Source organism: Micromonospora parva (assembly GCF_040649675.1).
In the GTDB taxonomy this organism is placed as follows: domain Bacteria; phylum Actinomycetota; class Actinomycetes; order Mycobacteriales; family Micromonosporaceae; genus Micromonospora; species Micromonospora parva.
Window position 1 is genome coordinate 178,598 of sequence record NZ_JBEZFX010000007.1, and the last position, 20,895, is coordinate 199,492.

Below are 20,895 nucleotides of genomic sequence, written 5' to 3' on the forward strand. Positions count from 1 at the left end.
GTCGATCAACCTTCCGCGCGCCTGACCGGCTCGGCGTGTTGAGGCGGATTCGTTGACGCTATTTCGCATTGCACAGTAGTGTGCAATGCGTGGACACCACACAGCTGCTGAAGGGCGTGCTCGACATGGCCGTCCTGGCTGTTCTCCGGGAGGAGGACGGCTACGGTTACGACATCCTGCGCCGGTTGCGCGAGGCCGGCCTGGAGGAGGTCGGCGACGCCTCGGTCTACGGGACGCTGCGTCGCCTCTTCGCCGCCGGCCTGCTCACCACCTATGTGGTGCCGAGCGAATCCGGGCCGCACCGCAAGTACTACTCACTCAACGCCGCGGGGCGCGACCAACTGACCCGCTCCGGCAAGCTCTGGCGCTCGTTCGCCACCACCATGGACAGTCTGCTCGACGATCGGGGGATGGCGGCATGACCGTCACGGAGCAGGAGATCACCGACTACGTGGCGCGGGTCCGGGCCGCTCTGGCCGACCTGCCGACCGCGCAACGCGACGAGCTGACCGAGGACCTCGCCGACCACCTCACCGAGGTCGCCGCCGAGGCCGAGGGCACCCTTCTCGAGCGACTGGGCGAGCCCGAGACGTACGCCGCCGAGCTGCGCGCCGCGGCCGGCGCCGCACCGGGCGGCGGGCGCAACCTCGACCAGCGGGTGGCCACCGCGATGGCCCGGGTCCGCGGCCGGCTGCGCACCCTGGACACCCGTCTCGGCCCACCCCTGGGGTACGCGACGGCCAGCGACTTCCTCCACCTGCTGCGCCCCGGCTGGTGGGTGCTTCGGGGTTACCTGGCGGCGATGCTGGTCACCGTGATCAGCACCGGCGGCAGCTTCGGGTTGCTGCCGAGGTTCGGCGGTGAGTTGCTCGCCGGCATGATCATGCTGATCGGTTTCGTGGTCGCCTCCATCTGGATCGGCCGCCGCTCGGCTCAGCTGACCCGCTGGCCGCGCTCGGCAGTGCAGGTCGGCAGTGTGGTGCTGGTGATCTTCGCGTTCGCCGCGCTGATGCAGGCCGAGGACCGGATGCGCTACGGCGACTACGGCTACGACCAGACCTCGGTCGACAGCCAGTACGACCGGGTCCGGGACGTCTTCGTCTACGACAGCGAGGGCCGACTGGTGGAGAACGCCCGACTCTTCGACCAGAACGGCAATCCGATCCGGCTCGGCTACCCGGACTGCTCGGAAGAGGTCTATGACAAGCCGAACCTGCGGGCGTACCCGTACTGCCCGGAGCAGGCGCCCTTCGTGCCCCGCGCGCCCGGCGCACCCCTCCCGCGCGGTTCAGCGACCAGCACCCCGGACCCGACCAGCACCCCGGACCCGAGCGGCACACCCGGGCCGACCGGGACGCCGCTGCCGGCCGGTACGCCCACCGCAGTGCCGCCGAGCGGGACACCAACCCCCACCCCGACCCGGTGAACCGAGGTGTGAACTGGATCATGCGGGTGAAGCTGGGAAATAGCTGAACGGACGAGGCGAGCGGGACGGCACCGGAAATCAATGATCGTTACGGTGTCGTCTGCTCATCAACCCCTCGGAAGGAACCCCCGTGTCAGAGCAGGTCGCACCGCCCCCCGCGTCCGACGCCGCAACCCCTGAGCCGGCCGTCGAGACGCCGCAAGCGGCCGCGCCGCAGCAACCCGCTGGCGAGTCGCCGCAGGCGACCGAGCCGCAGCCAGCCGAGCCGAAGGCGGAGAAGTCCGGTGGTAGGAAGGTCCTCGGCATCGTCGGTGCGGTCCTCGCCGTCGTCGTCATCGCCGGCCTGAAGTTCGGCGTCGCCGCGGCGATCGGCAACTACTTCAACAAGGACGAGACCGCGGACGCCAAGACCGGCGACTGCATCGCCGAGCTGCCCGAGATCACCGGCACCGAGCAGGAGGAGGTCGACGGCGCCAAGGTCGTCGAGTGCACCTCCACCGACGCGGCGTACAACGTGGTCGGTCGGGTGGACGGCCAGAGCGAGGCTCAGGCCAAGGCCGACACCACCTGCACCCAGTTCTTCAAGGAGGGCGAGGAGGGGTACATCTTCTCCAGCATCGAGCCGGGCAAGACGGGCTACGTGCTCTGCCTGACCAAGAAGGTCTGACCGGAGCGGCGGACCGGTGTCGACGGCGGCGGGAGACATCCCGCCGCCGTCGGCGTACCCGGAGTCACCAGGGGGCGAACAGGAGGTGAATGCCACTGTTCCGGCGTCTTCCCGATGGCCGCGTGGCGTGGCAGGCTACCGGCACGTAGGACCACTGGGCGACCAGCCAACGATGACTGACCGCTAGGAGGACGGCCCATGGGCGAAATGGTGAGCTACCGCAGCAACGGGGGCACGAGCGAGGGGTATCTCGCGATACCCGCCAGCGGCACGGCCAGCCCCGCCGTCATCGTCATTCAGGAATGGTGGGGTCTGGTCCCGCACATCCGGTCGGTGGCCGACCGGTTCGCCGAGGCCGGTTTCGTGGCCCTCGCCCCGGATTTCTACCACGGTGAGACGACCAGCGAGCCGGACGAGGCGCAGCGGCTGCTGCTGGCGATGCGGATGGACGAGGCGGCGAAGGACATCGCCGGAGCGGCCGACTATCTCGCCGGGCGGCCCGAGGTCACCGGTAAGGTCGGTGCCGTGGGCTTCTGCGCCGGTGGCAGCCTGGCCCTCTGGTCGGCCACCATCTCCGAGCGGATCGTCGCCACCGCCGGGTTCTATCCCGTGCTGCCCTGGGAGTCGATGCGCCCCGACTGGGCCGACTACGCCGGCAAGGCAGCGGTCATCCACTGCTCCGAAGAGGACGGCACCTCGACCGCCGAGGGCGTACAGACCGCCCGTCGGGCCATCGAGGAGGCCGGCGGTGACTGCCACCTCTACGACTACCCGGGCACCTCGCACGCCTTCTTCAACGACGACCGGCCGGAGGCGTTCGACCAGCGCGCCGCCGCCAGCGCCTGGGCCCGCACCCTGGAACTCTTCCGGGCCAAGCTTGGCTGAGACGCGTACCCCCGAACAGGTGGTCGCCCGCGCACCGCGGGCGGCCGACCTGGCCGACCTCGACGCGGCGGTGAGCGACTGTTTCGCGTGTCCACGGCTGGTCCGGTGGCGGGAGGAGGTCGCCCGCACCCGCCGGGCCGCCTTCCGCGACCAGGAGTACTGGGGTCGGCCGGTGCCGGGCTTCGGCACCTCGGACGCGCGGATCGCGATCCTCGGGTTGGCGCCCGCCGCGCACGGTGGCAACCGCACCGGCCGGATCTTCACCGGTGACCGGTCGGGTGACGTGCTGTTCGCCGCGCTGCACCGGGCCGGGCTGGCCAACCAGCCGACGAGTGTGGCCGCCGACGACGGGCTCGCCCTGCGGGACCTGCGGGTCTTCTCGGCCGTCCGGTGTGCGCCACCGGACAACAAGCCGACCCCGGCGGAACGGGACACCTGCGCGCCCTGGCTGCACCGTGAGGTCGCGTTGGTCCAGCCCACGCTGCGGGTCGTGGTCGCGCTGGGCGCGTTCGCCTGGGCCGCGTGGTGGCCGGTGCTCCGCGCGGTGTACGGGCAGCGCCCGCCCAGCCCGCGACCGGCGTTCGGTCATGGGGCACACTGGTCCGGCACGGACGCCCCGGACTTGCTGGGCTGTTACCACGTCAGTCAGCAGAACACCTTCACCGGGCGGTTGACACCAGGGATGTTGGACGACGTCTTCGGCCAGGCTAAACAGCTGGCCGGAGTGGACTGAGACGACGCGTGGGGTGGTGGCGATGACAGACGGAACCCGCCCGCCCGCGCCGTCGGCCGAGCCGGCGCTGCGTCCGGTGCTCGGCCTGCTCCGCCGGTGGTGGCCGGTCGGCGCGGTCGCCGTCCTGCTCGCCGGTGCCGCGCTGGCGTCCGCCCACTCGTCGATCGGGGCCAGTCGGATCCCGCCGGCCGCGGACAACGTTCCCTGGGTTCCGGAGTACCCGACCGTCGAGCCGTCACCGTCCATCCCGATCGAGCCACGCGACGCGGGCGAGGCCACCCAGGCGCACATTCCGGAGTGGGTCGGCAAGGTGGCCGTGGCCCTGCTCGGGCTGGCCATCCTGGCCGCGCTCGGCTACCTCTGCTGGGTCCTGGTCCGGGGCGCGCTGCGCCGCACCACCCGGGCGCTACCGGCGCAGCGGGGCCGTCGGACCGCCGAGGGCACCGCCCGCGAGGTCGTCGCCGCCCTCGACGCCGGCCTGGTGGAACTCGACGACCGGGACACCGACCCCCGGGTGGCGGTGATCGCCTGCTGGGTGCGGCTGGAGGAGACCGCCGCCGCGGCCGGTGTGCCGAGGCTCGCCGGGGACACCCCCACCGACCTGGTCAGCCGGCTGTTGCAGGGCGACCCGGAGGCGGGCGTGCCGGCCATCGCCAGCACCGACGTGCTGGCGGAGTTCGCGCACGTCTACCGGGAGGCCCGGTACGCCACCCACCCGGTCGACGAACGCACCCGGGACCAGGCCCGCGCCGCACTTCGCCGGCTGCGCGGAGAACTCACCGCGGTGGTGACCCCATGAGCAGCACCAGCATCGACGATCTGCTCGCCTTCGAGGAGGAGGCGGCGCCGACCGGTCCGGGGGCGCGCGACTCCCGCTGGCGTCCGATGCTGCGTTCCCTCGCCTGGGCCGCCGCGCTGGTCGCGGTCCTGCTCGTCGGCCTCCGCGCGGTGGGCCTTCAGGTCTCGCTGCCGGTACTGATCGCCGGGGTGCTCGCCGTGTTGGCGGTGCGCCGGGTCACCGCACTGCTCGCGCCGCCGCCCCCGCCGCCGGGCGGTGCTCGGGTCGGCACCGGCGAGGAGGACGGCAGCTACAACTGGGGTGCCCGGGACGCGCTGCGCAGCGCGATCAACAGGTGGGAGTGGCCGCTGGACTGGTCCTCGACCCGACCCGAACGGTTCACCGGGACGGTCCTGCCCCGGATCGGTGAACTGGCCGACGAGCGGATGCGGCTGAAACACGGCGTGACCCGTGAGTCGGATCCCGCCCGCGCTCGCGCCCTGCTGGGTGAGCGCCTGTGGACGTTCCTGGAGACCCCGCCTCGCCGCACCCCGTCGCCGCGCGACCTCGCGGTGATCGTCGCCGAACTGGAGAGTATTTGATGAACGACGTGGACCGGAGCATTGCCCCCGCCGAGGTCGGGCACCTGGCCCGGGCGGTCCTGGATGCGGTCGGCACCGTCGTGGTCGGCAAACGGGACGCGTTGGAGTTGGTCCTCGCCGGCATCCTCGCCGGCGGGCACGTGCTCCTGGAGGACCTGCCGGGGCTCGGTAAGACGCTCACCGCCCGATCGTTCGCCCAGGCGCTCGGGTTGGACTTCCGTCGGTTGCAGTTCACCCCCGACCTGCTCCCCGCCGACGTCACCGGCTCCTTCCTCTACGACCAGCGCAACGGCGACTTCAGCTTCCGGGCCGGCCCGGTCTTCACCAACCTGCTCCTCGCCGACGAGATCAACCGGACGCCGCCGAAGACCCAGTCCGCGCTGCTGGAGGCGATGCAGGAGAAGCAGGTGTCGGTGGAGGGGGTGACCTACAAGCTCGACGAGCCGTTCCACGTGCTGGCCACCGCCAACCCCATCGAGTACGAGGGCACCTACCCGCTACCCGAGGCGCAGCTGGACCGGTTCCTGCTGCGGGTCTCGTTCGGGTACCCGCAGCACGAAGAGGAGTGGGAGGTGCTGCGCCGCCGGATGGGCCGTCGCCGGGAGGAGGCGGACATCAAGCCGGTGGTCGACGCGGCGACGCTGCGGGCCATGCAGGCCGCCCTGGAGGACGTGGTGGTGGAGGACTCCATCGGCCGCTACATCGTGTCGCTCACCGCGGCCACCCGGGAGCACCCGTCGGTGCTGGTCGGCGCCTCACCTCGTGGTTCGCTGGCGTTGCTGTTGCTGGCCCGGGTCCGCGCGGTGTTCGGCGGCCGGGACTACGTGGTGCCGGAGGACGTCAAGTCGGTGGCCGCGCCCGCCCTGGCACACCGGATCACCCTGCGCCCGGAGATGTGGTTGCGCCGGGTCGACCCGGCGTTCGTGGTGGGCGAGGTGCTGGAGGCGACTCCCGCCCCGGCCAGTGGCGCGCTGCCCAGCTACGCCGCCGGCGGGCCCCGGCACTGATGACCGGACCGACAGTGCCGAGGGCCACCGAAGCGGAACCGGCCGCCGGTTGGGCGCCCACCCCGGCGCTCGGCCGCGCGGTGCTGCTCGCCGGCCTGCTGCTGGTGGCCGGCGTGCTGCTGGGCAGGGTGGACCTGATCGTGCTGGCCGCTCCGTTCGCGCTGGGCACCGCGTACGCGTTGCGTCGACGGCCCACGGCGCTGCCCCAGGTCTGGATCACCCAGGGTGACGGCGGGCCGCTTGTCGAGGGCGGTGACGTGGCGGCGGCGGTGAGCGTCGGCAACCCGGACACTGTCGACTACGACCTGGTGGTGATGCGGTCCCGGGTGTCGCCGTGGCTGCGGATCGACAGGGCCGGCTTCGCCAGCGACGAGGCCGCCGGCGACGGGGCACAGAGTGCCGTCGCGGCGACCGGGGTGACCGCTCCGGGTAACAACGGGGGCCGTTCCGTCGCCGACCGACCGTTCGTGACCTCGGTGCCGATCGGTGCCGCTGTCGACCTTGAGTTGGCCGGCAGGGCCCTGCGCTGGGGCCGGCACCCGATTGGCCCCGCCGGTGCCCGAGTCGCCACGGCGGGCGGTCTGCTGGTCTCCCGGGCGGTGATCACCGAGCCGGTCCGGGTGCGGGTGTACCCGCGTACCGAGCCGTTCGAGGCGGTGGAGGCGATGCCCCGCGCAGCCGGCCTGGTCGGGGCGCATCACTCCCGCCGACCCGGAGAGGGCGGCGAGCTGGCCGGCGTACGCGTCTTCGCCCCCGGTGACCGGCTGCGCCGCATCGACTGGCGGGTCTCGTTGCGGGCCCGGCAACTGCACGTGGCCGCCACCCTCTCCGACCGGGACGCGGAGGTGGTGGTGCTGCTCGACGTGCTCGCCGAGGCGGGCCGCTCCGGTGGGGTGGACGGTGCCGCCTCGGTGCTGGACACCACCGTCCGGGCCACCGCCGCGATCGCCGAGCACTACCTGCACCGTGGCGACCGGGTCTCCCTGCTGGAGTACGGGCCGGCCGCCCGTCGGCTCCGGCCGGCCGCCGGGCGGCGGCAGTACCTCACCGTCCTGGAGTGGCTGCTCGACGTCCGGGTGCACGCGTCCGCGCACGAACCGTACGACCAGGTCTTCGGCCCGCAGTTGCTCTCCTCGGACGCGTTGGTGGTGGTGCTCACCCCGCTGCTGGACGAACGGTCGGCGCAGATGCTCGCCCGGTTGGCTCGCGGCGGGCGGTTCGTGGTGGCCGTCGACACGTTGCCGACGGACCTGGCGTCACCGAAGGACCGGGGCTGGGCCGAGGTGGCGTACCGGCTGTGGAGGCTGGACCGGGAGATCATGATCGGGCAGCTCCGCGAGCACGGCGTGCCGGTGGTGCGCTGGGCGGGCGCCGGCAGCCTGGACCAGGTGCTGCGGGACGTGGCGCGGTTGGCGACGGCCCCCAGGGTGGGTGGCCGGTGAACGAAAGGTCAGTGCGGTGAACCCGGTCGTGGAGCGGGCTCGGGCGACGCGGAACGCCGTCGCCCGGATCAGCGTCGCCCCGCTGCTGGTGCGGGCGGCGATCTTCGTCATCATGCTTGCCGGGTTCGCCCTGGCGTTTCCGGCGGAGGCGCTTTCCGGCCGGCCGATCCTCTTCCTGGCGTTCGCCGCCCTGTTGCCCGCGTTCGGCCCGCGTCGGGTCTGGATGACCTTCACGGCGTTGGTCACTGTCGGGGGTTGGCTGCTCGCCACCGACGGGTACGGCCGTCCGGTCGCGCTCTGGCGGCTGCTGGCCGTCGCGGCCCTGCTGTATCTGGGCCACACCCTCTGCGCGCTGGCCGCGCTGCTGCCCTACGACGCGGTGGTGGACCCGGAGTTGATCAGCCGATGGTTGGTGCGCTCGGCCGCCGTGCTGTTGGGTGCCGCCGTGTTGGGCGTGCTGCTGTTGCAGGCGGCGGGGACGGGTGGGGGAGCCGGATACCAGTGGGTCACCGTGCTGGGGTTGCTGGTGGCGGTGGGGACGGCGGCGTTGCTCGGTTGGCTCCTGCGGCGTCGGTGACCGCTGTGACCTGAGGGTTACGCAGGTCACATGGGTTGTGCTCCGTCACAGATGGGGGGCGCGAGCGGGATTACCTGAGCCGGCCGGGGAAAGATAGACAACGTGAATCCGAAGCGGATCCTTGTGGTTGGTGCCGGGCACGTCGGTCTGTACGCCGCCCTGCGCCTGTCGAAGAAGCTCAGCTCCCGTGAGGCTGAGGTCATGGTGGTGGACCCCCAACCCCACATGACCTATCAGCCGTTCCTGCCCGAGGCGGCGGCGGGCAACATCTCCCCGCGGCACTCCGTGGTGCCGCTGCGGCGGGAGTTGCGCCGGTGCAAGATGGTGGCCGGTACGGTCACGCGGATCGAGCACGACCGCAAGGTGGCCACCGTGCAGCCGATCAGCGGCCCGGCCCGGGAGATCACCTACGACCACGTGATCGTGGCCCCGGGTTCGGTCTCCCGCACCCTGCCGATTCCCGGCCTGCACGAGCAGGGCATCGGGTTCAAGACCATCGGCGAGGCGATCTACCTGCGCAACCACGTGCTGGATCGGCTCGACGTGGCGGCTGCCACGCCGGATCCGGACGTCCGCCGCTCGGCGCTGACCTTCACCTTCGTCGGTGGTGGGTACGCCGGCATCGAGGCGCTCGCCGAGATGGAGGACATGGCTCGCGACGCCCTGCGCTACTACCCGGAGCTCAAGCAGGACGAGGTTCGATGGGTGCTGGTCGAGGCGACCCAGCGGGTGCTGCCCGAGGTCGACCGGGACATGGGTGCCTACACCGTGCAGCAGCTGCTGAAGCGGAACATGGACATCCGGCTGGACACCCGGCTCGAGTCCTGCGTCGACGGGGTGGTCAAGCTCTCCGACGGTGACAGCTTCCGCTCCGACACGATCGTCTGGACGGCCGGTGTGAAGCCGTCGCCGATGCTGGACGCGACCGACTTCCCGCGCGACGACCGTCGGCGGATCACCTGCCTGCCCACCCTTCAGGTGGTCGACGGTGACCAGGTGGTCGAGGGTGCCTGGAGCGCCGGTGACTGCGCCGCCGTTCCGGACCTCACCAAGGAGCCGGGCAACTTCTGCTCGCCGAGCGCCCAGCACGCGGTGCGTCAGGCCGCCCGGATGGCCGACAACATCGTGGCCGTGGTCCGGGGCCGTGAGCCGGTGAACTACAAGCACAAGCACGTCGGCAGCGTGGCGAGCCTCGGCCTGCACAAGGGCGTGGCCCAGGTGTACGGGATCAAGATGACCGGTTGGCCGGCCTGGGTGATGCACCGGACGTACCACATGAGCCGGATCCCGTCGTTCAACCGCAAGATCCGCGTGGTGGTGGACTGGTCGTTGGCGTTCTTCCTCAAGCGTGAGGTGGTCGCCCTGGGTCAGTTGCACGACCCGCGCGAGGAGTTCGTCGAGGCGTCCCAGCCCGTCGGTGCGCCCCGCGTCTGACCAGAACCCAAAAACCCAGACCCACCAACCCCGTCGATCTTGCACTTTCGGATGCCGTGATGCGTCTTTTGGCACGTCTTGTCCGAGCAGAAAGTGCAAGATCGGCGGGGTTTTTGGGTCCGGCGAGGCGTGCTCAGACCCGCCAGGTCCAGGCGTCGGCGATGCGGGTGGGCGGGCCGTAGAGCTGTTCCAGGGTTGCCCGCAGGCTCTCCGCGTGCGGAGCGTCGTCGGTCAGCGCCACGCAGGAGGCACCCCAGAAGTCCGCGTCGCGGGCGGCCTGGCGGCGCTGCTCATCGCCGATGGCCGGTTGGTCGCCGCGCCGGGCGACATCGGCGAGCAGTGCGGAGGTGGGCTGTTTGAAGGTGCCCATCGCCGCGGTGCCGCGCCTTCCGTACGGGCCGATGAAGAAGCCTTCCGGTAGCCCGAAACCGGCGTCGGCGGCGGTCGCCCAGCGCATCGGCCAGGGCTCCTTCGGCGTCGGCAACGGCACCGGGACCAACACCCCGCCCGGTGGTACGCACTGCCGCCAGTGGCCGCCGCTGATGAATGTCGGCACGGCTGGTCGTCCGGCGGTGGGCAGCGGGGTCGGGAAGAGCGGCAGCAGCGCCACCCCGACGGCCAGTGGTACCAGCCGTCGTGCCCGACCGGAGCTGCCCAGGGCCCGGTCGACAGCGAGCACCAGCAGCGTCGCGACGATCGGCAGCAACGCCAGCGCGAACCGCATCGGCAACGCCCCGTCCACCACCGGCAGCCCGGCGATCACTGCGTACGGACCGGGGACCGCCGTCCTGGTGCCGCCGAACACCACCTCGGGGCCGAGCGAGAGCGACCCCATCACCAGGCCCGCCACGACGCAGGCGAAGACCAGCCGGCGTCGCCCGGCCCAGATCGCGCAGGCCGCGGCGACCAGCAGCAGTGGCCAGCCGAGGAACGTGTTGTACTCGGCGGGGCCGGTGGTCAGCCGGGCGGACTCGGCGCTGCCGGCCACCGACAGTGGGGAGAGGGTCCACCAGCTGCTCAGGTCGGCGGAGAAGTAGGCCGGGGTGAACATCCCGTCGGCGACTCCCTGCGGCCCGGCGAACTGGAACCACAGCGGATAGCCCAGCACCAGCAGGGCGAGCCCGGCGGTGATCGTCAACCCTGCGGCGAACCCGGGGAGCGCCCGGCGGGCCAGGTCCCGGTCCACCACGGCGTAGCTGATCGACATCACCAGCAGCGTGATCGCGGCGAGGAAGAGCACCTCCTCGCCGATGAAGACCTGCGCGGTGACCGCGCCGGCCAGCCCCGCCGCCGAGGTGAACAACCGTCGACGGTCCGGCCCGGTGGCGCCGGTCCCGTCGGGTGTCCCGGGCCCCGGGTCGGCCGCCCTCAGCAGCCGGACCACCAGCCAGACGATCACCGGCACCAGCCACTGGGCGGTCATGTGCAGGTGACTGTTGGTCTGCGAGACCATGCCGGGTCCGAAGCCGCACAGCCCGCCGCCGAGTGCGGCGGCCAACCGACGGGCGCGCAGCGTCCGATGGAACAGCAGGTACCAGGCGAGGGCGGTGCCGGCGAGGTTGGCGGCGGCGATCAGCGCGAAGGTGACCGGTGCGCCCAGCAGCAGGGTGACCGGCGCGAAGACGACGCCCAGCGCGATCACCGTGGTGTTGGCCATCAGGTTGACCCCGTCGGGGGCGTTGAGCCGGTCGGTGAGCAGATCGAAGTCGCCGAGCAGCGCGCGGGCGTCCACCGCCAGGAACCACTCGTAGAGGGTCTGGTCCTCCGGGTTGAGCGCCAGGGTGCGGGCTCCCGGGTCGGGCCACAGCCCGTGGGTGAGCCAACCGGCCAGCACCGCGAAGATCAGAGCGGCCAGCAGATCCGCCCGGTGACGCCGGACGGCGGCCAGCAGCCGGGTGGCCCGGGGCCGGCGGTTGACCTGATCGGCGAGGCGGAATGCCTGCTCAGGCGCGGCGTCGGGGGCCGTGGGGGCTGCGCTGCTCACGGCATCGACCCTAATGTGGCCAGGCCGGCGGGGTACGCCGGGTCGCCGCAGACCGGCTACGGTGACATTGCACCAGGCGTGTCGGCGCGCCGGTGTCACTCGCCCGGGTGGTGGAACGGCAGACACGGCCGCCTTAAAAGCGGCTGCCGAAAGGCGTGCGGGTTCGACCCCCGCCCCGGGCACCGGTCGACCTCACCCATTCTCATCCGTGATCTCCAAGACGTGACTGCGCCGTTTACTCTTGGAGGGCACGTTCACGTGCACACGACCCCCTGAGGGAGGCCAGACAGTGAAGACCTCGAACCCGGTGCTCGCCCGGCTCGGCCAGGCGGCCGAGCGGGAGCGCTCCGCCGGGTACGCCCCGGCCGGGCCGTACGGACAGCCCGGCATTCCCCAGCAGTACCCGTCCCAGGCCGGTTACCCGGCCGCGCCGCCGACCGTGGCGCCGATGACCGTCGACGACGTGGTCGTCAAGACGGTCGCTCTGCTCGGCATCCTCGGCATCACCGCCGCGGCCGCCTGGGTGCTCGTGCCCGACGCGTTGGTCGGTACCGCCTGGATCGGCGCGGCGGTGGTCGGCCTGGTCCTCGGCTTGATCATCTCGTTCTCCCGGATGGCCAACCCGGCGCTCGTGATCGCGTACGCGGTCGTCGAGGGTGTCTTCGTCGGCATGGTCAGCAAGGCGTTCGAGACGGCCTACGACGGCATCGTGCTCCAGGCCGCCGCGGCCAGCTTCGGCATCTTCTTCCTGATGGCGATGCTCTACCGGGCGAAGGTCATCCGGGCCACCCCGGCCTTCGTCAAGGGCATGATCGCCGTGATGGTCGGTCTCTTCGCCGTCATGATGATCAACCTGGTGCTGGCGCTGTTCGGCGTCAACACGGGCCTGCGTGACGGCAGCCCGCTGGCCATCGGCTTCAGCCTGGTCTGCATCGTGGTCGCCTCGCTGAGCTTCGTGCTCAGCTTCAAGGAGATCGAGGACGGCGTCCGGATGGGCCTGCCCCAGCGCTACTCCTGGACGGCCGCGTTCGGCATCCTGGTCAGCCTGGTCTGGCTCTACATCGAGATCCTGCGCCTGCTGAGCTACTTCCAGGGCGACGACTGACCTCGTCCGCACTGCGACCGGCGCCCGCCTCCAACGTCGTTGGGGGCGGGCGCCGTCGTCCGCGCCGTTTCCCCGCCGCCGCCGGCCCGCCCGGGGCAGAGTGACTGCGAGGCTTTGACACAAGCCCTGGGGTACGCGGGTGGAGGAGGCGACGGTGCGCAGCAACAACCCGGTGCTCAACCGGCTGGACGAGGCCGGCCGGGTGGAGGCCCGGGTGCTCGGTTCCCGTGACGTCGAGCCGATGACCGTCGACGACGTGGTGGTCCGTACCGTCGGGTTGCTGCTGGTGACCGGCGTCGCCGCGGCGGTGTCCTGGGCGGTGATTCCCGACGCCGTGTGGCTGGGTGCCGCGTTGGCCGGCAGCGCGCTCGCCTCGATCGCGCTGGTCCTGGTCATCTCGTTGCGGGGAATCACCAACCCGGTGCCGATCGTCGGCTACGCCATCCTGCAGGGCCTGCTGCTGGGGGTGGCGAGCCGCACCTTCGAGCAGGTCTATCCGGGCATCGTGGTGCAGGCGGTGGCCGGCACCTTCGGCGTCTTCCTCGGCATGGCGGCGCTGTACCGGGCCCGGGTGATCCGGGCGACGCCCCGGCTGGCCCGCCTGGTGATCGGCACCCTGCTCGGCATCGCCGTGCTCAGCGTGGTCAACCTGGTGTCGTACCTGATCAGCGGGCGACCGGGCCTGGCGGGTTACAGCGTCAGCGGGGAGGTCGGCTGGGTGCCGTACGCGATCTCGGTGGTGGCCATCATCGCCGGGGCGTTCAGTTTCATCCTCGACTTCGATCTCGTCGAGCGTTCGGTGCGCGACGGTCGAGCCCGCCGGTACGCGTGGCTGAGCGCGTTCGGCCTGCTCACCGGGTTGGTCTTCCTCTACTGGCAGCTGCTGCGGCTGCTCAGTTACCTGCGTCGCTGACCGGCCCGACCCGGCGCGGTCGGTGCCGGCCGTAGACTCGGCGACGATGAGCGCAGCGGAGTTGGACAAGGCCGTGCGGTTGCTGGTCGGTCAGATCGCGCACTGGCAGCAGCCGCGGTGGGCGGCGGCCGCGACCGCCGGCAACGTGTCCCGCGCCGACCTCGTGCACCGCCTGGTGCAGGAGGTCGCCAACCTGGCGGCCGACGCCGAGGGGCAGCCCCGGCGGGTGGTGCCCCGGCTCGACAACGACCTGGCCCTGCCCGACCAGCTGCGGGTGGTCACGGCGGACCTGTTGGCCGCCGACCCGGGGGCCGAGGCGCTGACCCGGGCCGCCGCCGAGGTGACGGCGACCCGCGGCGCGCTCTGAGGGCGACTCAGCTGAGCCGTTCGAGCACCATGGCCATCCCCTGGCCGCCGCCCACGCACATGGTCTCCAGACCGATGGTCTTGTCGTGCCACTCCAGCGCGTTGAGCAGGGTGCCAGTGATCCGCGCGCCGGTCATGCCGAACGGGTGGCCGACAGCGATGGCCCCACCCATCACGTTCAGCTTCTCCTCGGGGATGCCCAGCTGGCGGTAGGAGGGGATGACCTGCGCGGCGAACGCCTCGTTGATCTCGACGAGGTCGACGTCGTCGATCGTCATACCGGCCCGGCGCAGCGCCTGCCGGGACGCCTCGACCGGCCCGAGGCCCATGATCTCCGGCGACAGGGCGGTCACACCGGTCGAGACGATCCGGGCCAGCGGGGTGATCCCGAGCTCCTCGGCCCGCTGGGCGCTCATCACCACCACTGCCGCCGCACCGTCGTTGAGCGGGCAGCAGTTGCCGGCGGTGATCCGTCCGTCCGGGCGGAACACCGGCTTCAGACCGGCGACCGCGTCGAGGGTGACGCCGGCCCGGGGCCCGTCGTCGGTGCTCACCACTGTGCCGTCCGGCGTGGTGACCGGGGTGATCTCCCGGGCCCAGAAGCCGTCGGCGATGGCCTTCTCGGCGAGGTTCTGGCTGCGTACGCCGAACTCGTCCATGTCGGCGCGGGTGACGTCGTACACCTGGGCCAGGTTCTCCGCGGTCTGCCCCATGGTGAGGTAGATGTCGGGCAGCTCACCGGCCTCGCGCGGGTCGGTCCACACCTCGGCGCCGCCCTGCGCGCGGCGCTTCGAGCGCTCGCCGGCCGCCGCGAAGCGGGGGTTTTCCCAGCCGCCGCCGACCAGCGCCTGCGCCTCGGGCGGCAGCCCGTCGGAACTGCCCCGGGCGTAGCGGGAGACCATCTCCACGCCGGCGGAGACGAACACGTCGCCCTCGCCGGCCCGGATCGCGTGCATCGCCATCCGGGTGGTCTGCAACGAGGAGGCGCAGTAGCGGGTCAGCGTGGCGCCGGGGACAGTGTCCAGGCCGAGGAGGGTGGACACCACCCGGGCCATGTTGAAGCCCTGTTCGCCGCCGGGCAGGCCGCACCCGAGGTAGAGGTCGTCGATCGTGGTCGGATCGAGCGCGGGGATCTTGTCCAGCGCGGCTCGGACGATGGTCGCGGCGAGGTCGTCGGAGCGGACATCGCGCAGGGAACCCTTGTGCGCCCGGCCGATGGGGGAGCGGGCGGTGGCGACGATGACGGCGTCGCGGGACGACTCAATCGGCATGGACCAACGTTAACCCGCCGGTAACATGCGCGGAAGAAGCCGGCACAGCGGGAAATGTCACCAGCGGCCGGCGACGATCTAGCGCCGGGTGGTGGCCGCCGCCGCGGCGACGATGGCGGGCAGCAGCGCGTGCGCCCACACCCGGTAACCATCGGCGGAGGGGTGGAAACGGTCCGGGCAGAGCGTCCCCGCATCGGCCCGGAACACCGGCCCGGTCTCGGTGCCCAGGTCGACCACCGAGCCGCCCGCCTGCAACACGGCGCTGGTCTGCGCGCGGGCCACCCGACGCCCGGACCAGCCGACCACCTGGCGCAGCGGGGGAGCGATCGCACGCACCGCGCCGAGGTCGGGGCAGGTGCCCACGACCACCTCGACGCGCGCCTCACGCAGCCGGTGCACCGCCGCACCGAGGTAGGCCGCCGCGTCGGCGGGCCGGCGCAGCCCGGTGGCGTCGTTCGCGCCGATCAGGATCAACGCCACGTCGGGCCGCTCACCGAGCAGGGCCCGGGCCACCTGGGTGGCGAGGTCGGTCGAGCGGGACCCGGACACGCCGACGCTGGACAGGTGCACCCGGCGGCCGGTCGGGCCCTCGGCGAGCAGGTTGGCCAACTGCCCGCCGATGGTGTCCTCCAGCCGGTCCACACCGACACCGAGTGCCGACGAGTCACCCAGCAGCACCAGTCGCAGCGGTGCAGCGCCCGCCCGGCCGATCGTGGCGCGCAGGGCCAGGCCCAGCTCCGGTTGGGCGTAGCGTCGGTGCCGGGCGACGAACGCCTCACCGGCGAGGACGGCGGCGCCTCCGACAGTGCCGGCGAGCAGCGAGAACGCCGCCGCCCGACCCAGCCGGCCGGCGAGGCCGGAGGTCACGCTCCGCGCGCTGCGCTCGTTCATGCCAGTCCCTCCACTGTCGAGGTGTCCGAGGCGGACCCGTGCTGCGGCACCGCACCGACACCGAAGAACGCCCGTCGGCGCAGCTGCGCCCACCGGCCGGCCGGCCCTCGGTCGCGGCCCCGCACCTGGACGCCGCTGACCTCCGTGCCGGCGTGTCGAGCCGCCTCCTGCGCGGCCTCCGGCAGCGACCGTACGCCGTCGCCGCGCATCGGTGTGGCCCGTCGTTCCGGGGTCGCGCCGAGGGCGGAGAGCATCGTCGGCAGGAGCGCGGCGGCAGCCATCGCGTACCCCTCGGCGGAGGGATGGAACCGGTCCCAGGCGAACATCCGGGTCGGCTCGGCCGCGAACCGGGGGCCGAGCAGGTCACCGAGGGAGACCGTCCAGCCGCCCGCCTCGACCACTGCCACCGTCTGGGCGGCGGCGAGCTGACGGCTCCAGCGGTGCGCAAGCCAGCGCAGCGGTGGCTGGATCGGGCGGATCGCGCCCAGGTCGGGGCAGGTGCCGACGACCACCTCGCACCCGGCGTCACGCAGGGTGCGCACCGCCTCGACCAGGTAGCGCACCGCGAGGCCGCGCGGGGTGCGGTTGGTGATGTCGTTGCCGCCGATGAGGATCACCGCGATGTCGGGCCGGCACTCCAGCGCCGCCTCCACCTGGTGGCGTAGCGCCGCCGAGATGGCGCCGACCACCGCGAAGCGGTGCAGCTGAACCGGCCGGTGCAGTCGACGGGACAGGCCCGTGGCGAGCAGCGCCCCGGGCGTCTCCCGGCGGCGGTGCACGCCGTAGCCGGCGGCCGACGAGTCACCGAGCACCACCATGGTGAGCGCCGGGCCGGGGAACTTCGCGCCGTACATCCCATCGCAGCGGGGTGGCGGCGCCTCGGCCATCGGGATGGTCCGTCGAGCCTGCCGGGCCTGGCCGACCAGCACCCCGCCGGTCGCCACCGCGGCCGCCGCGGTGGCGCCTGTCCCGATGGCTGCCAGCCGGACGAACCGCCGGGCCTGCCGCCAGCGATCACTACCGGGTACGACGGAATCTGCCACCCCCATACCGCGACATTATCGCGCTGGTCCGACACCCCGCTGTCGTCGTGACGGCACCCGGGTGCCTGGAACCCGACGCGACGGGGTATCTGAATGGGAGAGGCCGGCCGACTTGCGCCGACCCGCCACGCTGATCCGGCGGAGAGGAGCGCGACGATGGGTAAGACACTGAAGCGCAGCGCGGCGTTCACGGCCCTGGCGCGGGCCCTGGCGGCGGGGGCGCGCAACGGGCCGTCGATCGGCACCCGGTTGGCCGCGTTGCCCCGGATGATCCGGGCCACCGCCAAGGGGGAGTACGACGGCGGCCTTCGGCTGGCCCTGATGACCGCGGCGACGGCGTACATCGTCTCGCCGATCGACCTGCTCCCGGAGATCCCGTTGGCGATCTTCGGGCTGGCCGACGACGCGGTCATGGTCACCTGGCTGGCCGGCAGCGTGCTCGCCGAAACCGATCGCTTCCTGGAGTGGGAGGCCCGTCGCAGCTCGGTCATCCCCGGGGGGTTGGTGCCCTGACGACACGTACGCTGGGCGGCGAGGAACCGTCTTCCCGGTCGCCACCGTCGGCGCCGCAACGAAGGGCACACCGTGCAGTACTACGACAACGTCGTCGACATGATCGGAAACACCCCGCTGGTGCGTCTGCGTAACGTCACCGAGGGCATCCAGGCCACCGTGCTGGCCAAGGTGGAGTACGTCAACCCGGGTGGTTCGGTGAAGGACCGGATCGCGCTGCGGATGGTGGAGGACGCCGAGGCTGCCGGTCTGCTCAAGCCCGGCGGCACCATCGTCGAGCCGACCAGCGGCAACACCGGTGTCGGGTTGGCCCTGGTGGCCCAGCTCAAGGGCTACCGGTGCGTGTTCGTCTGCCCCGACAAGGTCAGCCAGGACAAGCAGGACGTGCTCCGGGCGTACGGCGCCGAGGTGGTGGTCTGCCCGACCGCCGTCGCGCCGGAGGACCCGCGCTCGTACTACAACGTCTCGGACCGGCTGACCCGGGAGATCCCCGGCGCCTGGAAGCCCAACCAGTACAGCAACCCGGCCAACCCTCGGTCGCACTACGAGACGACCGGCCCGGAACTGTGGAAGCAGACCGACGGCGAGCTCACCCACTTCGTGGCCGGCGTCGGCACCGGAGGCACCATCTCCGGCATCGGCCGCTACCTGAAGGAGGCCTCCGAGGGTCGGGTGCGCGTCGTCGGGGCCGACCCGGAGGGCTCGGTCTACTCGGGCGGCACCGGCCGTCCGTACCTGGTGGAGGGCGTCGGCGAGGACTTCTGGCCGGAGACGTACGACCGGGGCGTCGCCGACGAGATCGTGGAGGTCTCCGACAAGGCGTCGTTCGAGATGACCCGGCGACTGGCCCGCGAGGAGGGGCTGCTGGTCGGTGGTTCCTGCGGGATGGCGGTGGTCGCCGCGCTGGACGTCGCCCGCCGGGCCGGCCCGGACGACGTGGTGGTGGTGCTGCTGCCCGACGGCGGCCGAGGCTACCTCTCCAAGATCTTCAACGACTCGTGGATGGCCCGGTACGGCTTCCTCGACAACTCCGGCGCCGAGCCGACGGTGGCCGACGCGCTGGCCAGCAAGCCGGGCGGGCTGCCTGAGCTGGTGCACGTGCACCCGACCGAGACGGTCCGTGACGCGATCGACTACATGCGCGAGTACGGCGTCTCGCAGCTGCCGGTGCTCAAGGCCGAGCCGCCCGTGGTGACCGGTGAGGTCGCCGGCTCGATCGCCGAGCGGGACCTGCTCGACGCGCTGTTCACCGGTCAGGCTCACCTGCACGACACCATCGAGCGGCACATGGGCGACCCGCTGCCGATGATCGGTGGGGGTCAGCCGGTGAGCGAGGCGGTCGGCATGCTGGAGAAGTCCGACGCGGCGCTGGTCCTGGTCGACGGCAAGCCCAAGGGTGTCCTGACCCGCCAGGACCTGCTGTCCCACCTCGGAGCCCACTAACCCCCAACCCCAGCCCCGCGCCCCCGCGCCCCCGCCCTCCTGTCCCGCCGATCTTGCGTTTTCGGTCGACCATAAGCGGCTTGTGCCCCGAATTGCGGCGACAGAAAGTGCAAGATCGGCGGGGGCGGGGGCGGGGGCGGGGGCGGGGGCGCGGGGGCGCTGGGGCGGGGTTGGGAGGGGGAGTTCAGAGGGGGCGGGTGTAGCGGAGTTGCGGGGTGAGGGCCGTGCCGATGTGCTCGACGCGCTCCGCGCCGGTCGGGGTCCAGCCGCCGCGCTCGTAGAAGGCTCGGGCATGGGCGTTCTCCCGGAGCACCCAGAGCACCCCGCGCCGCCAACCCCGGGCGCGCATGGCGTCCAGGGCGTCCACCATCAGGGTGCGACCGACGCCCCGGCCCTGCTCGCGCGGGTCGAGGTGGATCGCGTTGAGCAGCCCGGTGCTCGGGTCGTCCTCGTCGTCCGGGCCCAGGTGGCTGAACCCGACCAAGGCCCCGGCCCGCTCGGCCACTGTCATCCGGTGGGTGTCCCGCTCCCACAGCCACCGCTCGACCCAGTAGCGGCCCATCGCCTCCGGTGTCGGGTCGGCCAGCGCCTCGGCCGGCAGGAACGCGGAGTACGCGGCGACCCGGGAGCGTTGGTGCAGGGCCCCCACCGCCATCAGATCGCCTTCGGTCGCGGAGCGGAGCGTGATGGTCACCCGGCCGAGGCTACCCGGCGCGGCGGAAGCTGCACCGTGGTCAGATCCTCGGCGACGATCAGCTCACCGTCGAAGTGCGCGCGTGCCTCGTCGTGGAACCGGCGCGGGTCGCTGTAGCGCTGGGAGAAGTGGGTGAGCACGAGTCGGCGTACCCCGCACTCGGTCGCCACCCGGGCGGCCTGCGCCGCGGTCAGGTGGCCGACCTCGGCGGCCAACGCGGCCTCCGACTCCAGGAACGTCGACTCGATGACCAGCAGGTCTGCGTGCTCGGCGAGGGCGTAGACCCCGTCGCAGAGGCCGGTGTCCATCACGAACGCGAACCGCTGCCCCGGTCGGGGCACGCTCACCTCGGCCCGGGTGACGCGGCGTCCGTCGAGGTCGAGGTGCCCGACGCGGATCAGCTCGCCGACGGCCGGGCCGACGATGCCGTACGCGGCCAGCTTCTCCGGCAGCATCCGGTGCCCGTCAGGCTCGACCAGCCGATAGCCGTACGTCTCGATGGGGTGCCGGAGCCGGCGGGCCTCCAGCGTGCCGCAGCGCAGGGCGATGCGCTGCCCGTCCGCCTCGATGGGCTCGACCCGCAGCTCGGCGGTCTCGTAGAAGGAGGTGGCGTGCCGCAGCCGGGCGAAGTATTCGGCGCCGCCAGCCGGAAAGTGCACTGCTACCGGGTGCGACACCCGGTCCAGGGAGAGCCGTTGGATGGTGCCGGGCAGGCCCAGGCAGTGGTCGCCGTGGAAGTGGGTGACACAGATCCGGGTCAGGTCGGTGGCGGTGACAGTGGTGTGCAGGAGTTGGCGCTGGCTGCCCTCGCCCGGGTCGAAGAGGATCACCTCGTCGTCCCAGCGCAGCACGTACCCGTTGTGGTTGCGCTGACGGGTCGGTGCCTGGCTGGCCGTCCCCAGGACCACCAACTCGCGCATGGACATGACCACTCCTGCGGATATGGAGCGACCCCCGGGGCGCTCCGCGCTGTCGCACGGGCCGGCTGGACTGGGCCGGCGCCCCGGGGGTCGGGTGGCTGCCTGGAATTCGCCGCACCGCTGCCACACGGTCTCGACGATGGTGCTGGTGCCCGCCTCGCGGCGGGCCGATCACTGTCGAGGACAGCGGCTAGCTGACAG

General features: G+C 72.2%; 21 protein-coding genes, 1 tRNA gene and 1 pseudogene. 17 read left to right on the forward strand and 6 right to left on the reverse strand.

Annotation, left to right across the window (positions count from 1 at the left end; genetic code table 11):
* Nucleotides 1-89: 89 nt before the first annotated feature.
* The 11 genes from AB0C03_RS19120 to AB0C03_RS19170 all read left to right on the forward strand — a co-directional run bounded on the left by AB0C03_RS19120 (nucleotide 90) and on the right by AB0C03_RS19170 (nucleotide 9,551).
* On the forward strand, nucleotides 90-422 hold the full coding sequence (locus tag AB0C03_RS19120; RefSeq protein WP_030328782.1) for a PadR family transcriptional regulator: 333 nt from the start codon (nucleotides 90-92) through the stop codon (nucleotides 420-422).
* Entirely contained in the window at nucleotides 419-1,426 is a 1,008-nt protein-coding gene (locus AB0C03_RS19125) for an HAAS signaling domain-containing protein (RefSeq protein WP_210866245.1), read from the forward strand. Before AB0C03_RS19120 ends, AB0C03_RS19125 begins: the two co-directional genes overlap by 4 nt.
* Nucleotides 1,427-1,556: 130 nt before the next feature.
* Nucleotides 1,557-2,093 (forward strand): LppU/SCO3897 family protein, encoded by a 537-nt coding sequence (locus AB0C03_RS19130; protein ID WP_357638134.1) that lies wholly within the window; start codon nucleotides 1,557-1,559, stop codon nucleotides 2,091-2,093.
* A 198-nt stretch (nucleotides 2,094-2,291) separates the two neighbouring features.
* Entirely contained in the window at nucleotides 2,292-2,978 is a 687-nt protein-coding gene (locus tag AB0C03_RS19135) for a dienelactone hydrolase family protein (RefSeq protein WP_030328776.1), read from the forward strand.
* The gene (locus AB0C03_RS19140; RefSeq protein ID WP_030328775.1) at nucleotides 2,971-3,711 is read left to right on the forward strand and encodes a uracil-DNA glycosylase; all 741 of its coding nucleotides are present in this window, start codon (nucleotides 2,971-2,973) and stop codon (nucleotides 3,709-3,711) included. Before AB0C03_RS19135 ends, AB0C03_RS19140 begins: the two co-directional genes overlap by 8 nt.
* Before the next feature lie 22 nt (nucleotides 3,712-3,733).
* Entirely contained in the window at nucleotides 3,734-4,510 is a 777-nt protein-coding gene (locus AB0C03_RS19145) for a DUF4129 domain-containing protein (protein WP_210866244.1), read from the forward strand.
* Nucleotides 4,507-5,091, forward strand: coding sequence for a hypothetical protein (locus tag AB0C03_RS19150; protein ID WP_030328770.1), 585 nt, complete (start codon nucleotides 4,507-4,509; stop codon nucleotides 5,089-5,091). The genes AB0C03_RS19145 and AB0C03_RS19150 overlap by 4 nt, the downstream gene beginning before the upstream one ends.
* Complete coding sequence (locus AB0C03_RS19155) at nucleotides 5,091-6,098, forward strand: AAA family ATPase (RefSeq protein ID WP_030328768.1); 1,008 nt, start codon at nucleotides 5,091-5,093, stop codon at nucleotides 6,096-6,098. Before AB0C03_RS19150 ends, AB0C03_RS19155 begins: the two co-directional genes overlap by 1 nt.
* Complete coding sequence (locus AB0C03_RS19160; RefSeq protein ID WP_030328766.1) at nucleotides 6,098-7,540, forward strand: DUF58 domain-containing protein; 1,443 nt, start codon at nucleotides 6,098-6,100, stop codon at nucleotides 7,538-7,540. The genes AB0C03_RS19155 and AB0C03_RS19160 overlap by 1 nt, the downstream gene beginning before the upstream one ends.
* Nucleotides 7,541-7,556: 16 nt before the next feature.
* The gene (locus AB0C03_RS19165; protein ID WP_357638136.1) at nucleotides 7,557-8,117 is read left to right on the forward strand and encodes a hypothetical protein; all 561 of its coding nucleotides are present in this window, start codon (nucleotides 7,557-7,559) and stop codon (nucleotides 8,115-8,117) included.
* A 102-nt stretch (nucleotides 8,118-8,219) separates the two neighbouring features.
* A complete protein-coding gene (locus AB0C03_RS19170; RefSeq protein ID WP_030328762.1) occupies nucleotides 8,220-9,551 on the forward strand; it encodes an NAD(P)/FAD-dependent oxidoreductase in 1,332 nt (443 codons plus the stop codon).
* A 133-nt stretch (nucleotides 9,552-9,684) separates the two neighbouring features.
* On the opposite strand, the gene AB0C03_RS19175 is transcribed toward AB0C03_RS19170, so the two are convergent.
* Nucleotides 9,685-11,535, reverse strand: coding sequence for a hypothetical protein (locus AB0C03_RS19175; RefSeq protein WP_357638138.1), 1,851 nt, complete (start codon nucleotides 11,533-11,535; stop codon nucleotides 9,685-9,687).
* Nucleotides 11,536-11,636: 101 nt separating this feature from the next.
* On the opposite strand from AB0C03_RS19175, the gene AB0C03_RS19180 reads away from it, so the two are divergent.
* The 4 genes from AB0C03_RS19180 to AB0C03_RS19195 all read left to right on the forward strand — a co-directional run bounded on the left by AB0C03_RS19180 (nucleotide 11,637) and on the right by AB0C03_RS19195 (nucleotide 13,920).
* Nucleotides 11,637-11,717: transfer RNA gene (locus tag AB0C03_RS19180), tRNA-Leu, on the forward strand.
* Nucleotides 11,718-11,824: 107 nt separating this feature from the next.
* Nucleotides 11,825-12,640, forward strand: coding sequence for a Bax inhibitor-1/YccA family protein (locus AB0C03_RS19185; protein ID WP_030328756.1), 816 nt, complete (start codon nucleotides 11,825-11,827; stop codon nucleotides 12,638-12,640).
* Nucleotides 12,641-12,794: 154 nt separating this feature from the next.
* Nucleotides 12,795-13,553 carry a Bax inhibitor-1/YccA family protein gene (locus AB0C03_RS19190; RefSeq protein ID WP_030328753.1) on the forward strand — a complete coding sequence of 253 codons (759 nt, stop codon included), beginning with the start codon at nucleotides 12,795-12,797 and terminating at the stop codon, nucleotides 13,551-13,553.
* Nucleotides 13,554-13,599: 46 nt separating this feature from the next.
* Complete coding sequence (locus tag AB0C03_RS19195; RefSeq protein WP_279515229.1) at nucleotides 13,600-13,920, forward strand: hypothetical protein; 321 nt, start codon at nucleotides 13,600-13,602, stop codon at nucleotides 13,918-13,920.
* A gap of 7 nt (nucleotides 13,921-13,927) precedes the next feature.
* Here AB0C03_RS19195 and AB0C03_RS19200 read toward each other — a convergent pair whose 3' ends face one another.
* The 3 genes and pseudogenes from AB0C03_RS19200 to AB0C03_RS19210 form a co-directional block, all read right to left on the reverse strand.
* A complete protein-coding gene (locus tag AB0C03_RS19200) occupies nucleotides 13,928-15,190 on the reverse strand; it encodes an acetyl-CoA C-acetyltransferase (RefSeq protein ID WP_357638141.1) in 1,263 nt (420 codons plus the stop codon).
* 78 nt (nucleotides 15,191-15,268) lie between these two features.
* The gene (locus AB0C03_RS19205; RefSeq protein ID WP_030328747.1) at nucleotides 15,269-16,081 is read right to left on the reverse strand and encodes an SGNH/GDSL hydrolase family protein; all 813 of its coding nucleotides are present in this window, start codon (nucleotides 16,079-16,081) and stop codon (nucleotides 15,269-15,271) included.
* Nucleotides 16,067-17,130, reverse strand: a pseudogene (locus AB0C03_RS19210) (SGNH/GDSL hydrolase family protein); the annotation flags it as partial. The gene AB0C03_RS19205 and the pseudogene AB0C03_RS19210, both read right to left, overlap by 15 nt.
* A 150-nt stretch (nucleotides 17,131-17,280) precedes the next feature.
* Here AB0C03_RS19210 and AB0C03_RS19215 point away from each other — a divergent pair.
* Nucleotides 17,281-17,637 (forward strand): YkvA family protein, encoded by a 357-nt coding sequence (locus tag AB0C03_RS19215; protein ID WP_030328742.1) that lies wholly within the window; start codon nucleotides 17,281-17,283, stop codon nucleotides 17,635-17,637.
* A 72-nt stretch (nucleotides 17,638-17,709) separates the two neighbouring features.
* Nucleotides 17,710-19,080 (forward strand): cystathionine beta-synthase, encoded by a 1,371-nt coding sequence (locus tag AB0C03_RS19220; RefSeq protein ID WP_030328739.1) that lies wholly within the window; start codon nucleotides 17,710-17,712, stop codon nucleotides 19,078-19,080.
* A gap of 184 nt (nucleotides 19,081-19,264) precedes the next feature.
* Here the strand turns inward: AB0C03_RS19220 and AB0C03_RS19225 are convergent, their stop codons facing one another.
* Nucleotides 19,265-19,774 carry a GNAT family N-acetyltransferase gene (locus AB0C03_RS19225; RefSeq protein WP_357638146.1) on the reverse strand — a complete coding sequence of 170 codons (510 nt, stop codon included), beginning with the start codon at nucleotides 19,772-19,774 and terminating at the stop codon, nucleotides 19,265-19,267.
* Nucleotides 19,771-20,700: a ribonuclease Z gene (locus tag AB0C03_RS19230; protein WP_357638148.1), complete on the reverse strand. Its 930-nt coding sequence runs from the start codon at nucleotides 20,698-20,700 to the stop codon at nucleotides 19,771-19,773. Before AB0C03_RS19230 ends, AB0C03_RS19225 begins: the two co-directional genes overlap by 4 nt.
* Nucleotides 20,701-20,895 lie beyond the last annotated feature (195 nt).

Excerpts from the sequence above, each read along its gene's own strand:
- AB0C03_RS19125 (WP_210866245.1), top strand. The coding sequence starts at position 419 with ATGACCGTCACGGAGCAGGAGATCACCGACTACGTGGCGCGGGTCCGG.
- AB0C03_RS19135 (WP_030328776.1), top strand. The coding sequence starts at position 2,292 with ATGGGCGAAATGGTGAGCTACCGCAGCAACGGGGGCACGAGCGAGGGG.
- AB0C03_RS19145 (WP_210866244.1), top strand. The coding sequence starts at position 3,734 with ATGACAGACGGAACCCGCCCGCCCGCGCCGTCGGCCGAGCCGGCGCTG.
- AB0C03_RS19150 (WP_030328770.1), top strand. The coding sequence starts at position 4,507 with ATGAGCAGCACCAGCATCGACGATCTGCTCGCCTTCGAGGAGGAGGCG.
- AB0C03_RS19155 (WP_030328768.1), top strand. The coding sequence starts at position 5,091 with ATGAACGACGTGGACCGGAGCATTGCCCCCGCCGAGGTCGGGCACCTG.
- AB0C03_RS19160 (WP_030328766.1), top strand. The coding sequence starts at position 6,098 with ATGACCGGACCGACAGTGCCGAGGGCCACCGAAGCGGAACCGGCCGCC.
- AB0C03_RS19195 (WP_279515229.1), top strand. The coding sequence starts at position 13,600 with ATGAGCGCAGCGGAGTTGGACAAGGCCGTGCGGTTGCTGGTCGGTCAG.
- AB0C03_RS19200 (WP_357638141.1), bottom strand. The coding sequence starts at position 15,190 with ATGCCGATTGAGTCGTCCCGCGACGCCGTCATCGTCGCCACCGCCCGC.
- AB0C03_RS19205 (WP_030328747.1), bottom strand. The coding sequence starts at position 16,081 with ATGAACGAGCGCAGCGCGCGGAGCGTGACCTCCGGCCTCGCCGGCCGG.
- AB0C03_RS19215 (WP_030328742.1), top strand. The coding sequence starts at position 17,281 with ATGGGTAAGACACTGAAGCGCAGCGCGGCGTTCACGGCCCTGGCGCGG.
- AB0C03_RS19230 (WP_357638148.1), bottom strand. The coding sequence starts at position 20,700 with ATGTCCATGCGCGAGTTGGTGGTCCTGGGGACGGCCAGCCAGGCACCG.